Raw genomic sequence first — 13,994 nt, 5'->3', positions numbered from 1 at the left:
ATCGGGAGGTTGTGAGCAACCTCCTGCACAACGTGCGTTCGGATACTCATATCCGAACGAAATCGACGTAATCGGGAGGTTGTGAGCAACCTCCTCACAACGTGCGTTCGGATACTCATATCCGAACGAAAATCGACGTAATCGGGAGGTTGTGAGCAACCTCCTGCACAACGTGCGTTCGGATACTCATATCCGAACGAAATCGACGTAATCGGGAGGTTGTGAGCAACCTCCTGCACAACGTGCGTTCGGATACTCATATCCGAACAAAAATCGGCGAAATCGGGAGGTTGTGAGCAACCTCCTGCACAACGTGCGTTCGGATACTCATATCCGAACGAAATCGACGAAATCGGGAGGTTGTGAGCAACCTCCTGCACAGCGTGCAACCTCCTGCACAGAGGGCACGTGCTACGATTTCTTTACAAACTTCAAAGTTAATTTCGTCATGCGTGGCGGATCATAGAGTGTACTGCGGGTTTCCATCTCAAACGCATCTTCATACACGTTGCGCGGATAAATGTTCCAGCCTCCCGTTTTGGCTACGGTATCACGCAGGGCAATGACATTTTGTTTTTGGTATTTTTCCCACTGAAAACGCTTGTTTTCGGTGGCTCCCTTAAAATGTCCTTCAAACGTACCATCGGGCAAAAAACGTACCCAATCCATGTATTCATCAAATTGAACCCCACTAATGTGCGGAATGTGCTTACCTTCTTTAAAGACAGGGGCTTCGTCCATCAGGATTTCTTGAATTTGCCATTTAGACACCCCCGTTAGTCGGGCTTGGGCCTCGTCAACGTTTTCGGCAGGACGGTTGCAGCCTAGCACTATGAATAGAAAAATGGGTAGGAAATAGCGTAATTTCATCGCTTTTTTTCGTATTTTTAGCCTTAAATGAACTTCTCGAAAGTTTTTCACTGAACTTCTCGAAAGTTTTAAAACTTTCGAGAAGTTTTCTCTCCGTACAAGTATAGCGCATTTTTTTAAAACAATGAACCGCATCGACCGCCTTACAGCCATCTTGATTCAACTACAATCTAAGCGCGTAGTGAAAGCCCAAGAAATCGCTGACCGTTTTACCATTAGCCTTCGTACCGTGTATCGTGACATACGCGCCCTCGAAGAAGCAGGCGTTCCTATCGGTGCCGAAGCGGGCATTGGGTATTTTTTGGAAGATTACCATTTGCCCCCCGTTATGTTTTCCAACGAAGAAGCGAGTGCGTTGCTTTTCGGTGCCAAGTTGGTGAGTAAAATGGGCGATGCTTCGCTCAATGAAAGTTTTGAATCGGCACTTTATAAGATTAAATCGGTCTTGAAACGTTCGGAAAAAGAACACCTCGAAGACCTCGATAGCCGCGTAGCAGTACTAAACCGTCGCCGTCAGCAGCCGTTTTCCGAGCATTTGCTCAATCAAATTCAGCAGGCCATTGTTCGCCAACACGTTTTGTTGATTGATTACGTCTCCAACTATCAGCCACAAGCCACCCAACGCGAAATTGAGCCCATTGGACTGGTTTATTACAACTCGCATTGGCACCTAATTGGCTATTGCCGCCTTCGGGGCGACTACCGCGATTTTCGTACCGACCGCATTCAGCAATTGGTCAACACCGAGAAGTTTTTCCAAAAACAAAACCTATTGACCCTTCAAGCCTACCTTGGCCGCCTTCGAGTGCAGGAAGAATTGGAAGAAACCGTCGTTTGGGTACACCGTGGTGCGGCGGTTTTTATGCAAGAACAAAAGTACAGTTGGGGATTTATTTCGGAAGAAACCCAGGGCAAATACGTCCGTATGACGTTTATGACGCAGTATTACGAAGGCATTGGTCGGTGGCTGCTGTCGTACGGTAAGCACATCAACGTCGAAGGCCCTCAAAAGCTCAAAGATACCATGCGCGACATCGTTTCGGAAATGGCCGAACATTACCTGCAACCCTACTGACATACCGTTGTCACTACGGCTATTTACCTTTGTAGAGTCAAATAAACCAACACATTATTTAACCTACAACAAGCCATGACAACAATCAATCCTTACTTCAGTTTTTTGGGAAACACCGAAGAAGTTTTCCTTTTTTACAAATCCGTTTTTGGCGGAGAGTTCGCTGGTCTTCAGCGCTTTAAGGACATCCCTGGCGGCGAAAACATGTCGGCTGATGAGCAAGAAAAAATCATGCACATTGCTTACGAAATTGCCCCAGGCTATGTGATAATGGGCACCGACTCCCTCGAAAGTGCTGGTCATACAGTCAACGTGGGCAATCACATTTCTCTTTCTATCGGAACTGACAGCAAAGAAGAAGCGGAGCGCCTCTTCAACGGTTTGTCGGCAGATGGAGAAATCGAAATGCCCCTTCAAGACACTTTCTGGAATGCCTATTTTGGTGCGTTTACCGACAAGTTTGGCGTCAAATGGATGGTGAATTACGACTATCCGCAAAAGTAACTTAGCAGCTATTACCCCACTTTTTTCAACAGCCATGAGCACCTTCCCGAAAGTTTTGAACTTTCGGGAAGGTAGTTTTGGAATGCCTATTTTGGTGCGTTTACCGATAAGTTTGGCGTCAAATGGATGGTGAATTACGACTATCCGCAAAAGTAACTTAGCAGCTATTACCCCACTTTTTTCAACAGCCATGAATAACAAATGAGCACCTTTCCGAAAGTTTTGAACTTTCGGAAAGGTTGTTTTGGAATGCCTATTTTGGTGCTTTCACCGACAAGTTTGGCGTCAAATGGATGGTAAATTACGACTATCCGCAAAAATAACTTAGCAGCTATTACCCCACTTTTTTTCAACAGTCATGAATAATAAATATACCAAACCGTTCAGCGCCCTCGTCTTTACGACCCAAACGACACTTCCACAGTTAGGCACACTCGTCGGACACGTTGCCCAAGATTTATACCGCGAAGCAGCGGCACTAAATTTACTTCCAACGGGCCCTATCCACTGGAATTACGTAGGTTTGGACGGCAAGCCTGACACGGTTTTTACGCTCGATATTGTGCTACCCGTTCAAGGGAAAGAAGTGACTTCTGATCGCTTTGCTTTTCAAACCATCCTACCTTTCAAGTGCGTATCGCTTGTACACGAAGGCCCTTGGGAAGAGCTTCCTCAGGTATATGGGAATGCCATGAGTTTCATCCATTCGCAAGGCTTGCAATTAAGTGGCGCCAACCGCGAACTCTATGTGATGATGGACTTTGAAAACGGCGCTAACAATGTCACCGAGGTGCAAATTGGCGTTTTGTAAATAGAATAGTATTCAGTGTTTGCACGGTTAACAGACCACGACCCTTCCCGAAAGTTTTGAGCTTTCGGGAAGGGTGTTTTTTGTTTATATAAGCGCCAACGCCCGCTCGTTTGCTTTTTCTTCTTTCCAGTGTTTCCAAGTCGGCCCCAACACTTTGTTCATGCCTTTGTCAATCACAAAATGACGAGTGATGTTCCACAAACCCCGTAGGCGCGTAAACATCGTGTCGTTGGAGCGCAGCGCAATCGAAAACCCGCCGTCCACATAATGAATAAAATGCCAAAAAGTAGAGGGAATAAAAATGGTTTCGCCGTGTTCGAGGGTCGTGTCCCAACCTTGTGCTTTTCGGAAAGCGGGATAACGTTCGTAATCGGGTTGTAACACATTGACGTGGCTTTGTACCGTAAACGGGTGCTGGTACAAATACGGGCTTTGGTCAGGGGCAAAAAGCACCACGCGTTTGCGGGTCTGAAACTGCGTCAAAAACACCGAAGAACAATCAATGTCATAGTGCAGGTTGACGACGGCATCTTGTCCTCCAAAAAACATAAACGGATACTCTTTCACAAACCCGTCGGTGATGGTCGGGATTTGCACATCCTTGACCAAGTCAGGAGCATGTTGAAAAATGTTAAACAAAAACATCCGTAACTCCGTCGGCCCCGCTTGAATCAATTCCAAGTAATCGCCAAAAGGCATGTGGATTTTGGGAGCCATGTAGCCTTTTCCCGCATCGTGAAAATCGTTTCCAAAGAGCGGCACGTTTAGCTGTCCGTAGTGTTTTTTCAAATACTCAAACGTCCACTTTTGAGTAGCGGGCCACTGAGCCGCTAAATCTTTAAACACGACGGGTTTGCCTGGCAACAGGTACTGTTCTCTAAATTCTTCGGGAGTAAGCCCCGAGCGCTTTTCAATTGGCTGTAATTTCATGGTATAACGCTGGTTCTGAAGTGGAAAATAGTAGTCTTAAAATAACGAAAAACCAAAAAAAATGACTCCCACGGTGCTAACAATTTAATATACGTTTAATGAGCCTTGAACTTTCTGCATGACAACTCACGGCGCATTCCCCCTCAATAATTTGACATAACTTTTCGATTCACTTGCAAGATTCGGATGAGTTAGTAAATTTGTCCGTCAACTATCAGATTTTATCCTTAGATTATTTCTCAAACCTCCAAAAACATAAACCTACCATGCTCGAAGCTGCTGTACAAACCAAAATAGACCAATGGCTTGGCGGAAATTACGATGCCGAAACAAAAGCAACAATCCAACAACTCCTTGACCAAGAAAACATTACCGAACTTACCGATTCGTTTTACAAAGACTTAGAATTTGGAACAGGGGGGTTGCGCGGTCTGATTGGCGTGGGTTCCAATCGGATGAACCAGTACACCATCGGGGCAGCTACGCAAGGCTTGGCCAATTACCTCAACAAAAATTTTGCGGGCGAAAAAATTAGCGTGGCGATTGCCCACGATAGCCGCATCAAATCGGATGAATTTGCGCGAGTAACTGCCAATATTTTTTCGGCCAACGGCATTGAGGTGTATCTTTTTGAAGCCCTTCGCCCCACACCAGAACTGAGCTTTGCCATCCGTCTTTTGGGCTGCAAAAGCGGCGTTGTCGTAACGGCTTCTCACAACCCAAAAGAATACAATGGCTACAAGGCATACTGGGACGATGGCTCACAAGTGGTAGCCCCGCACGACCGCAATGTGATTGCCGAAGTAAACGCAATCCAGTCGATTGACGACATAAAGTTTGAAGGTGACAGCTCTAAAATTCACCTTATTGGCAAAGAAGTGGACGAAAAATACCTCGACCAAATTGTTTCACTTTCTATTTCTAAAGACGCAATTGCGCGCCAAAAAGACCTTAAAATTGTCTTTACGCCCATCCACGGAACGGGCGTGACGTTGGTACCACCGTTGCTTCAAAAAATGGGCTTTGAAAACGTGACTGTTATCGCCGAACAAGCCGAAGCCAGCGGAAACGGGCAATTCCCGACGGTGGTGTATCCTAACCCTGAGGAATCAGAAGCGATGTCGATGGCAGTGAATAAAGCCAAGGAAATCGATGCCGACCTTGTGCTAGGTACTGACCCCGACGCCGACCGCGTAGGGATTGCCGTTAAAAACCACCACGGTGAAATTCAGCTCCTTAATGGTAACCAAACCGCTACGTTGCTCATTTATTACCTCCTCCAAGCGTGGAAAGAAGCAGGCAAGTTGACGGGCAAAGAGTTTGTTTGTAAAACCATCGTAACCACCGACCTCATCGACAAGATGGCGGCGGGCTATGACGTTTATTGCTACAATACGCTCACAGGTTTTAAGTACATCGCCCAAGTAATCAGAGAGTTGGAAGGACAGCAGCAGTTTATTGGTGGCGGTGAAGAAAGCTACGGCTACCTCATCGGCGATGCTGTGCGCGACAAAGATGCCATTGCTAGTTGCGGAATGATCGCTGAGTTGACGGCCTACGCCAAAGACAAAGGCTTGAGCTTGTTTGATATGCTGATGGAAGTCTATAAACAATTTGGCTTCTACTACGAAGGACTCATTTCATTGACCAAAAAAGGAAAAGCTGGGGCCGAAGAAATTCAGCAAATGATGGCCGACTTCCGCGCCAATCCTCCGCAGTCGTTGGCGGGTTCGCCCGTGGTTCGCATCGACGATTACAAATTCTTGAAACGCACCGAAAATGGCACGACCGTTGACATTCCTTCGGGAAGCATGGGGATTGAGTCGTCGAACGTGCTTCAATTCTTTACCGCCGACGGCACCAAGTTTACCTGCCGTCCGTCGGGTACGGAGCCTAAAATCAAGTTTTATGTAGGCGTAGTAGCACCACTCAACAGCAACGAAGAGTTTGATGCGGTTTACGCTTCATTGAAACAAAAAGTAGCCTCTATCGGGGAAGAATTGGGATTGAAATAAGACCAAATAATAATTTTTTTTAAAAATTTTTGGGCAGATAAAATATTTTGCCGTATATTCACGTTACGTTTAGAGTCCCAGCTAAAACCTGGGGCTTTTCATCATAGGTTAAGTGTGAGAAAAGCCATTCGCATATAGCGAGTTGGCTTTTTTGTTTTAGAGGTTCTTCCGTATTTTTACACCCAACCAAATTCTACCATATACAACGTACAAACCCTAATCAACTCGTAATGAGGAAAATAAATACCTTACTATGGTGTCTTACCCTCTGGGCAGGGGTAACGCTCTCGTTCAAAAGTTTGGCCCAAGATGCCAACTACGAACGCGACTATAAACGTGCCGTAGCACTCTATAAAACAGGCGAATACAACCTCGCCATGGCTGATTTACTGCTGTTGACGGCTCGCAAATACCAACATGGTCTGGTTCCTTTTGCGCAGTACTATTACAGCTTGGCGGCCCTCAAAAACAACCGCCCCCTCGAAAGTCAACAGATGTTGCTCCAACTGCGTGAGCGCTTTCCTGAATGGAAAAAAATGGACGAAGTCGCGTACCTACTCGCCGACTTATCGTTTCGGGATAAGCAGTACAACAAAGCACTCGAATATTTAGCCGAAATTACCAACGTTTCGGTCAAAAAGGACGTGGAGCCACTCAAACGCGTGTATATCAACCCCGTTCAAGATTTGGCGTTGCTAAAAAAACTCAATCAGCAACACCCTTCCGATAAGATTGTGGCCCTTCGATTGATTGATGTTATTCAACGAACTTCCAACGACAAAGCCGATTTAGAACTCTCCGATGACCTTACGAATCGTTTTGGTATTGCTCCCATCAAGCCTGCCAACGACGTGACGCCGATGAAAAAAAACACCAACAGTCAGTCAAAGGGATATTATAACATTGCAGTCATTCTACCATTTAAAGTAAAGGAGTTTTCACCCAACCAGCGCGTTCGTAGCAATCAGTTTGCGTACGACATGTACGAAGGCATGAAACTCGCCAAAGCCAAGCTCCAGCAAGAGGGAATTTTGGTGAATATGTTTACGTACGACATAGGCAGCGACCCCGAAGACATGCTCAACGTGGTCAATAATACCAATTTTGCCCAAACCGACCTTATTGTTGGCCCCGTTTACAGCGAGCCCGCCAAATTGGCCGCCGATTTTGCCCAAAGCAATGGCATCTATTACGTGCACCCCACTTCGCTCGTGACCGATTTAAGTGCTACATTCTCCAATACACTTTTGCTACAACCTTCTTTTGAACGTCAGGCGTCTCAGAGTTTTGATTATATGCGGTCGTTGCCCGCTGCTACTTCCAAAAAAATAGCCATCTATTACGGCAGCTCTCGCCGCGACTCCACGTTGGCCGCAGCTTACCGCGCCAAAGCCACTGCTTCGGGCTATCAGGTGTCGGATTTTCGCCGCACCCGCGAAAAACTAGACAGCACTGCGACCATTTCGAGCGTAAACAAACCAGGGCACATTGCCGTTTTTAGTAGTAATGAAAACGATGGAAACAAACTATTGACTCTGATGGACAAACGCCATATCAACGTTCCGTTACTTGCCAATTCTACGGCTTTTAACGTGGGCGGCGTCGGGGCAAACACATTTAATAGCAGCCCTGTTTATATCATTGATACTGAGTTTATTGACATTGCCAAAACTCAAGTCCGTGATTTTCAGAATCTGTATTTTTCAAAACGCAACACCGTTCCTTCCATTTATGCCTTGCAGGGGTACGACCTCGTGCTGTTTTTTGGGCGAATGCTCCACAAGTACCAAAACCAACTACGCAACGGGCTAGACGTTCGTTCGTACGACGACGATTATTTATTATCGGGTTTTAATTACCAACATTCCAACGACAACCAAGTTGTACCCATTATCCAAATCGACGATGCAAGGTGGGTGCGGGTCAACGCGCAGTAACGTTTATTAACTCAATTAATTTTTGCCAAATCAGCAATGCAAATCAATCAAAGTCAAGCACTTTTCGAAAAAGCCAAACAATACATCCCTGGTGGGGTCAACTCGCCCGTACGCGCCTTTCGTGCCGTAGGCGGCTCCCCTATTTTTATTAAATCGGCCAAGGGCCCGTACCTCTACGACGAAGACGGCAACCAATACCTCGAATGTATCAACTCTTGGGGGCCCATGATTTTGGGCCACGCCCACGAGCTCATCGAAAAAGCCGTGTCGGATGCCATTCAAAACTCGTTTTCGTTTGGTGCCCCTACCCGCAAAGAAGTCGAAATGGCGGAATTGATTATCAGCATGGTACCTTCGGTCGAAAAAGTACGGATGGTCAACTCGGGCACCGAAGCCACCATGTCGGCCATTCGGGTAGCGCGGGGATATACAGGCCGCGACAAAATCATCAAGTTTGAAGGCTGCTACCACGGCCACGGCGACAGCTTTTTGATTGCCGCAGGCAGTGGTGCCGTTACGATGGGTGTTCCTGATAGCCCAGGCGTTACCAAAGGCGTCGCCAACGACACCCTCACGGCACCTTTCAACGACCTCGCCGCCCTAACCACCCTCGTCGAAGCCAACAAAGGCCAAGTAGCGGCCTTGATTTTAGAACCCGTGGTTGGGAACATGGGCTGTGTATTGCCCAACGAAGGCTACCTCCAAGCCATCCGCGATTTGTGTACCAAAGAAGGCATCGTCCTCATTTTTGACGAAGTGATGACGGGCTTCCGCTTGGCCAAAGGCGGTGCGCAAGAGCGTTTTGGCATTATGCCCGACATGACGACGATGGGTAAAATCATCGGGGGTGGAATGCCCGTAGGTGCTTACGGTGGCAAGCGTGAAATCATGGACTGCGTATCGCCCGCAGGGCCTGTGTATCAAGCAGGGACGCTTTCTGGAAACCCCATTGCGATGTCGGCAGGGTTGGCCATGTTGCGTTACCTCGACAGCCACCCCGAAGTATATACCCGCCTTGAAGAAGTGGGTAGCACCATCAAAAACGGGTTTAACGCCTCACTCCAAAAGCTAGGTCTCAACTACACCATCAACCAAATCGGGTCGATGTTTACGTTGTTTATGACCGACCAGCCCGTGACCGATTTCAACTCAGCCAAAACGGCTGATTTGGCCTTGTTTGGGCGGTATTTTCAAGCCATGTTGAAGCGCGGCATTTACCTTGCTCCTTCGCAGTTTGAAAGCCTGTTTTTCTCATACGCACTTGAAGACCAGCACGTTCAGCAGTTGATTGAGACCAACGAAGAAGCATTGAAAGAAGTCATATAACTTCCCATGGAGATACCCCACGAGCGCAGAAATGGCTGTGCTCGTGGGCGTTTTTAGTCTTCCAATAAATGTACCCTAACGGGGCGTAAAGTACGACTAGATGTAAAAGGTGACAATTCCATTTCGCCTTCCAGAACAACACGTCGATTTTCTTGGTCAAGTTCTACCTCGTACTGCCCTTTAAAAAAGAGGCGAAGATTTTTGTACAATGCCTCGTCGCAGCAGGGTTCATTGAAAAATACTTGGTTGGGGCTATTTATGACGTAAGCCGCCGTAGCCAATGTTTGGTTATCAAAACGATACGTAACTTCAGCGCGGTAGTTTGCTTTCCCCTTTTTAAACTCCACAAAGCTCGCATTGTAGTACTTGACAGAGTCATTCTCTGCCGTATTTCTTCCTAAAAATTCAATACGCTGTATCTGCCAGCGCCCTTGCAACGCGCTCTGGGTCAAATCAGGTTCTCTTTGACAACATAGCAGCAGTGTGCATAACAAAATAGAAAGGATGGTTTTCATAAAAATATATTTGATTTTTACTTTATCGCTTCAAAACAATACGTATGGTAGCCCGTACGCGTAAAAATTCGCCCTTTTTCACCGTCTTTCCCTGGTAAGCCCGTCACAAACACCCCGAAATGACCATCTAATTTCCCATCCGTATCTGAGGGAATATCCCACAATAATTTGGTGGTTTTCAACTCTCTTGCGCGAAGGCGGCCCTTGGAAAGATAGTACAAAATACCCTCTGCATAGTATGAACTCGTGTAAGAAAGTGTCTCGTTACCCAGTTTCCAAATTTGTTCTCCTGTATCGGCATCTACGCAGTAAAGTGTACTCATACTATCATACAAGACCATGTAACGGTTTTCAAATATACCTTGTATCTCCGCAAAGCTTGGCAGCACTTTAATCCATACTCGCTCGCCTGTTCGCCAGTGATGACAAACCACTTCATTACTCGTAATCGTGTACATCTTATCTCCTCGCAAACGAACCGCCCCATTCAAAACACCTATCTTGCGCTCACCCCACAACGGTTTACGATCGTATAACCACCGCTGCTGCGAGAGATTGTAAAGAGAAAGATAAGCTTCATATTCGTGGCGTTGGGGGCCAAGCTCGGTATAGGTAATCAACAATAGTGTATCTTTTCCCTCTACTATCGGGCGAATATCATTGATAGACCCCACATGAAACTGCGTAATGCCTACTCCTACGTATTTACGGCTGTAATTGGGCATTAAGATTTTTTCCTCCTTACCAGTTAGAATATCTCCTCGATATATGGATTGTTCCCAAATGCCTTTATCATATAACGCCATGGGCGTGCCAAAAGTAAAATAATATGTCCCTAATCCATAACATAAACCTACCCCCGAATAATCCGTTGTTTTTTTCCAAGCAGTCTTGCCAGTCTCTATATTAATACAATAATTGCGTGGGCCATACTGGTATAGTAAAAGGTTTTGGTATTGATAAACCTCATGGCCTTGATAATTAAGTAGCATAATTTCCTCATTAGGTCTAATAACATCACGCCAACGCCAAATCGGTTTTCCTGTATCAAGATTGAGCAATCGAAACTCATTTTCCAAGGTACTAGGGTTGGTGTAGTAGGTGTCTAATAATCCATCGTTAATAAAATGAACATAAGCAGGACCAAAATTTGGAATATTCAAGTCTGCTACGCTTCCAACTTTCCAAATTGGCTTTTTTTCAAAAACCACCCCGTTTTCATCTACTTTCTCCAGCCACTTATCTTTCTGACAGGCGGTAAGCATAGCCGTTCCCAAAAGAACGGCTATGGTATAAAAAATATGTTTACTTATATTCATCGCATCGGAATAGAAAATGCAGTAGTTGCCTGACTTTGTCCATCAAAAGCTCGATTCAATTCCTCTCGCGACCGATTACTTCGTCTCATCTCCTGATGATTATTACCCGCTAGTTCTCGTATTTCAGCATTGGATGCCCAGGCTGTGTTTTCCGCAATCTGTGAGCGGCGCGGTACGAGGCCATCGGTTTGGTCACGAGCAAACATCGTTACGTCGTGCCTTGGCTCAACATTAGACCACGCCCTCACAAAGGCATTAATGGCGTGGTTAGGGAAGGTGTTAACTACTGACATCTATAGCTGTTTTAAGGTACTGATTTTAGACAAACACTTCATTTTCAAGCCTTTTACAGGCTTATTTCATAAGTTATGGTCTCAAAAGCAGGGTAAAACAGGGCAATTGTCAGCAATGTAAAAGCTTTCTTAGTCAAACGCAACTAATAGTTTCACTTTTGAGTAAACGGTAAAAAAATGTCGCCTTTTTTCAAAACCTACTGCCGAAAGTGTAGTTTTGAACAATAGAACAATTACACGATTTGTCTTATGCCCAAACGCATTATTTATTGGTTCCGAAACGATTTACGTTTACACGATAACGAAGGTTTTTTCAAAGCAACCCAAGACGCCGAAGAGGTGATTCCTGTCTTTGTCTTTGATACACGCCAATTTCAGCAACTTGATCGCCTTGGTTTTCCTAAAACGGGGACGTTTCGCGCAAAATTTCTGCTCGAATCCGTGCAAAACCTACAAGACAACCTCCGCAAAAAAGGCGGTAACTTGGTCATTCGTACGGGAAAGCCTGAGGTTGTCCTGAGTGAATTGGCCCGTGAATACGCCGCCGAGGCCATTTATACCAGCAAGGAAGCCGCCCAAGAAGAAGCTGACATCGAAACGGCGCTTTCCAAAAAGCTCAAGGTTGACAACGTTGATTTTGAAGTTTTTTGGCAATCTACCCTGTATCACCCCCGCGACCTGCCGTTTTGGGTTTCGCGCATTCCTGACACCTTTACGGAGTTTCGCAAAGCCGTTGAAAAACTAACCAAAATACGCCCGACCTTTGCAACGCCTACGGTCGTTCGCCTTCCTGAAGGAATTGAAATTGGCAAAATCCCCGAAATATACGAGCTGATTCTTTTTTCCAGCCTTCCCGTTTCGGATGCCCGTGGGGTGCTTCCTTTTCATGGAGGAGAGACGGAGGGATTACGGCGTTTGAAAAATTATTTTTGGGATACCGACCACCTCAAGGTCTATAAAGAAACCCGCAACGGCCTGCTTGGCGAAGACTATTCGTCCAAATTTTCGGCTTGGTTGGCCTATGGTTGCGTTTCGCCTCGCCACATCTACGAAGAAGTAAAACGCTACGAAGCCCAGCGCGGCGCCAACGAATCGACTTACTGGCTCGTTTTTGAGTTACTTTGGCGTGATTATTTCCGTTTTATTACCCTAAAATTTGGCTCTCGTATCTTCAAAGTTTCGGGTATTCAGCACAATATTTTGCAAAAATGGGAAAATAACCAAGAACGTTTCCAACAATGGATCAACGGAAAAACGGGCGTACCTTTTGTGGATGCCAACATGCGTGAGTTGCAATTGACAGGCTTTATGTCGAACCGTGGACGCCAAAACGTGGCTAGTTTTTTGGCCAAAGATTTACACCTAAACTGGACGTGGGGAGCTGCTTACTTTGAAAGCCAACTCGTTGATTATGATGTGTGTAGCAACTGGGGAAACTGGAATTATGTGGCTGGCGTAGGCAACGACCCGCGCGAAAACCGCTACTTCAACATCCATACCCAAGCCACTCGCTACGACGAACAAGGCGAGTACGTAAAGACGTGGCTACCGCAGCTTGCCAATGTACCCGCAGCCAAGATTCACCAAGTATGGAACCTTAGCCCTGCCGAACAAAAAACTTTTGGGGTGCAGCTCGGCAATGATTACCCCAAAGCCATCGTTAATGGCAACAAATGGTTAAAACGATGAAAATCAAGCACTATCTACTCAGCACCGCTCTCTGTATTTCGGCAGCCGCTTACTCGCAAGATTTTATTCCTGCGTACGACCGTTTTTCGGGCAAAGAAACTTCTTATCTAACCCTCGAAGACGGCACCAAAATTGAAGGCACGCTCGAAGACCTCGACCGCCGCAAAGGCTTAATCGAAGAAGTAACAATTAAAGATGCCAACGGCAAAAAATGGAAATTTACGCCCGACAAAATCAAGTCGATGTACTTGATACCCAGCGGCTTCTCTAAATTTTCAACCAACATGGACGTGGGTACCAAAGTCAAAAAATGGGACGCTACCTACATCGACAGCGAAATCATCAAAAAAGGGTACGCCTATTTTGAGAAAGCCAACGTAGCCGTCAAAAAAGAACCCGAAATGCTCTTGATGCAGCTGCTTAACCCAGGTTTTAACAGCAAAATCAAGGTATTTCACGACCCTTTTGCCGCCGAAACCATGCGCGTAGGGTTTGGTGGTATGACCATGGCGGGCGGCGACGATAAGTCGTACTACGTTCAGCTAGGTGATAATGTAGCCAAAAAACTCAAAAAGAAAGACTACGACGACGAATATAAAGTCCTTTATTCGAGCTGTCCAACACTCTTAAAAAAGGTAGGCGAAAAGGTACGCTGGACAGAATTTTCTAAAAACGTGTATGAATATACGTTTGAGTGTCAGTAGATAAGC

At 46.0% G+C, this 13,994-nt stretch carries 14 protein-coding genes; 8 read left to right on the top strand and 6 right to left on the bottom strand.

The genetic code is table 11. The features are described from left to right. Together FHS57_RS12560 and FHS57_RS12555 are read right to left on the bottom strand one after the other, a co-directional pair. The coding region (locus FHS57_RS12560; protein WP_183974079.1) for a hypothetical protein at nucleotides 1-380 on the bottom strand (380 nt) is incomplete at its 3' end. Nucleotides 381-411: 31 nt separating this feature from the next. Continuing rightward, nucleotides 412-870: a hypothetical protein gene (locus tag FHS57_RS12555; protein ID WP_183974077.1), complete on the bottom strand. Its 459-nt coding sequence runs from the start codon at nucleotides 868-870 to the stop codon at nucleotides 412-414. Nucleotides 871-994: 124 nt separating this feature from the next. Here FHS57_RS12555 and FHS57_RS12550 point away from each other — a divergent pair, with 124 nt between their 5' ends. The 3 genes from FHS57_RS12550 (at nucleotide 995) to FHS57_RS12540 (ending at nucleotide 3,260) form a co-directional block, all read left to right on the top strand. Further along, nucleotides 995-1,945: a helix-turn-helix transcriptional regulator gene (locus FHS57_RS12550; RefSeq protein WP_183974075.1), complete on the top strand. Its 951-nt coding sequence runs from the start codon at nucleotides 995-997 to the stop codon at nucleotides 1,943-1,945. Nucleotides 1,946-2,020: 75 nt separating this feature from the next. Then, nucleotides 2,021-2,449: a VOC family protein gene (locus FHS57_RS12545; protein WP_183974073.1), complete on the top strand. Its 429-nt coding sequence runs from the start codon at nucleotides 2,021-2,023 to the stop codon at nucleotides 2,447-2,449. A gap of 358 nt (nucleotides 2,450-2,807) precedes the next feature. Next, the gene (locus FHS57_RS12540) at nucleotides 2,808-3,260 is read left to right on the top strand and encodes a GyrI-like domain-containing protein (RefSeq protein WP_183974071.1); all 453 of its coding nucleotides are present in this window, start codon (nucleotides 2,808-2,810) and stop codon (nucleotides 3,258-3,260) included. Nucleotides 3,261-3,344: 84 nt separating this feature from the next. On the opposite strand, the gene FHS57_RS12535 is transcribed toward FHS57_RS12540, so the two are convergent. After that, nucleotides 3,345-4,190 (bottom strand): cupin-like domain-containing protein, encoded by an 846-nt coding sequence (locus FHS57_RS12535; RefSeq protein ID WP_183974069.1) that lies wholly within the window; start codon nucleotides 4,188-4,190, stop codon nucleotides 3,345-3,347. A gap of 266 nt (nucleotides 4,191-4,456) precedes the next feature. Between FHS57_RS12535 and FHS57_RS12530 the strand changes: the two genes are divergently transcribed. From FHS57_RS12530 to hemL, 3 genes are all read left to right on the top strand, one after another. Beyond that, nucleotides 4,457-6,205 (top strand): phospho-sugar mutase, encoded by a 1,749-nt coding sequence (locus tag FHS57_RS12530; RefSeq protein WP_183974067.1) that lies wholly within the window; start codon nucleotides 4,457-4,459, stop codon nucleotides 6,203-6,205. 230 nt (nucleotides 6,206-6,435) lie between these two features. Continuing rightward, nucleotides 6,436-8,142 carry an ABC transporter substrate-binding protein gene (locus FHS57_RS12525; RefSeq protein WP_183974065.1) on the top strand — a complete coding sequence of 569 codons (1,707 nt, stop codon included), beginning with the start codon at nucleotides 6,436-6,438 and terminating at the stop codon, nucleotides 8,140-8,142. Nucleotides 8,143-8,178: 36 nt separating this feature from the next. Continuing rightward, a complete protein-coding gene (gene hemL / locus FHS57_RS12520) occupies nucleotides 8,179-9,468 on the top strand; it encodes a glutamate-1-semialdehyde 2,1-aminomutase (protein WP_183974062.1) in 1,290 nt (429 codons plus the stop codon). A 53-nt stretch (nucleotides 9,469-9,521) separates the two neighbouring features. Here the strand turns inward: hemL and FHS57_RS12515 are convergent, their stop codons facing one another. The 3 genes from FHS57_RS12515 to FHS57_RS12505 are packed head-to-tail and all read right to left on the bottom strand — an operon-like array spanning nucleotide 9,522 to nucleotide 11,595. Continuing rightward, entirely contained in the window at nucleotides 9,522-9,983 is a 462-nt protein-coding gene (locus FHS57_RS12515) for a hypothetical protein (protein WP_183974060.1), read from the bottom strand. Between the two features lie 17 nt (nucleotides 9,984-10,000). Continuing rightward, nucleotides 10,001-11,302 carry an outer membrane protein assembly factor BamB family protein gene (locus FHS57_RS12510; RefSeq protein ID WP_183974058.1) on the bottom strand — a complete coding sequence of 434 codons (1,302 nt, stop codon included), beginning with the start codon at nucleotides 11,300-11,302 and terminating at the stop codon, nucleotides 10,001-10,003. Further along, nucleotides 11,299-11,595, bottom strand: coding sequence for a hypothetical protein (locus FHS57_RS12505; RefSeq protein ID WP_183974056.1), 297 nt, complete (start codon nucleotides 11,593-11,595; stop codon nucleotides 11,299-11,301). Before FHS57_RS12505 ends, FHS57_RS12510 begins: the two co-directional genes overlap by 4 nt. Before the next feature lie 249 nt (nucleotides 11,596-11,844). On the opposite strand from FHS57_RS12505, the gene FHS57_RS12500 reads away from it, so the two are divergent. Continuing rightward, the gene (locus FHS57_RS12500) at nucleotides 11,845-13,284 is read left to right on the top strand and encodes a DASH family cryptochrome (RefSeq protein ID WP_183974054.1); all 1,440 of its coding nucleotides are present in this window, start codon (nucleotides 11,845-11,847) and stop codon (nucleotides 13,282-13,284) included. Next, nucleotides 13,281-13,988, top strand: a complete 708-nt coding sequence (locus FHS57_RS12495) for a hypothetical protein (protein ID WP_183974052.1) — start codon at nucleotides 13,281-13,283, stop codon at nucleotides 13,986-13,988. The genes FHS57_RS12500 and FHS57_RS12495 overlap by 4 nt, the downstream gene beginning before the upstream one ends. Nucleotides 13,989-13,994: the final 6 nt, after the last annotated feature.

Source organism: Runella defluvii, assembly GCF_014195535.1.
Lineage (GTDB): Bacteria > Bacteroidota > Bacteroidia > Cytophagales > Spirosomataceae > Runella > Runella defluvii.
This window is presented reverse-complemented; position numbering and strand designations above follow the sequence as displayed.

Bases quoted from the DNA above. Each gene is read 5' to 3' on its own strand.
- FHS57_RS12540 (WP_183974071.1), top strand. From the start codon at position 2,808: ATGAATAATAAATATACCAAACCGTTCAGCGCCCTCGTCTTTACGACC.
- FHS57_RS12530 (WP_183974067.1), top strand. From the start codon at position 4,457: ATGCTCGAAGCTGCTGTACAAACCAAAATAGACCAATGGCTTGGCGGA.
- FHS57_RS12510 (WP_183974058.1), bottom strand. From the start codon at position 11,302: ATGAATATAAGTAAACATATTTTTTATACCATAGCCGTTCTTTTGGGA.
- FHS57_RS12505 (WP_183974056.1), bottom strand. From the start codon at position 11,595: ATGTCAGTAGTTAACACCTTCCCTAACCACGCCATTAATGCCTTTGTG.
- FHS57_RS12550 (WP_183974075.1), top strand. From the start codon at position 995: ATGAACCGCATCGACCGCCTTACAGCCATCTTGATTCAACTACAATCT.
- FHS57_RS12495 (WP_183974052.1), top strand. From the start codon at position 13,281: ATGAAAATCAAGCACTATCTACTCAGCACCGCTCTCTGTATTTCGGCA.
- hemL (WP_183974062.1), top strand. From the start codon at position 8,179: ATGCAAATCAATCAAAGTCAAGCACTTTTCGAAAAAGCCAAACAATAC.
- FHS57_RS12545 (WP_183974073.1), top strand. From the start codon at position 2,021: ATGACAACAATCAATCCTTACTTCAGTTTTTTGGGAAACACCGAAGAA.
- FHS57_RS12555 (WP_183974077.1), bottom strand. From the start codon at position 870: ATGAAATTACGCTATTTCCTACCCATTTTTCTATTCATAGTGCTAGGC.
- FHS57_RS12535 (WP_183974069.1), bottom strand. From the start codon at position 4,190: ATGAAATTACAGCCAATTGAAAAGCGCTCGGGGCTTACTCCCGAAGAA.
- FHS57_RS12515 (WP_183974060.1), bottom strand. From the start codon at position 9,983: ATGAAAACCATCCTTTCTATTTTGTTATGCACACTGCTGCTATGTTGT.
- FHS57_RS12525 (WP_183974065.1), top strand. From the start codon at position 6,436: ATGAGGAAAATAAATACCTTACTATGGTGTCTTACCCTCTGGGCAGGG.
- FHS57_RS12500 (WP_183974054.1), top strand. From the start codon at position 11,845: ATGCCCAAACGCATTATTTATTGGTTCCGAAACGATTTACGTTTACAC.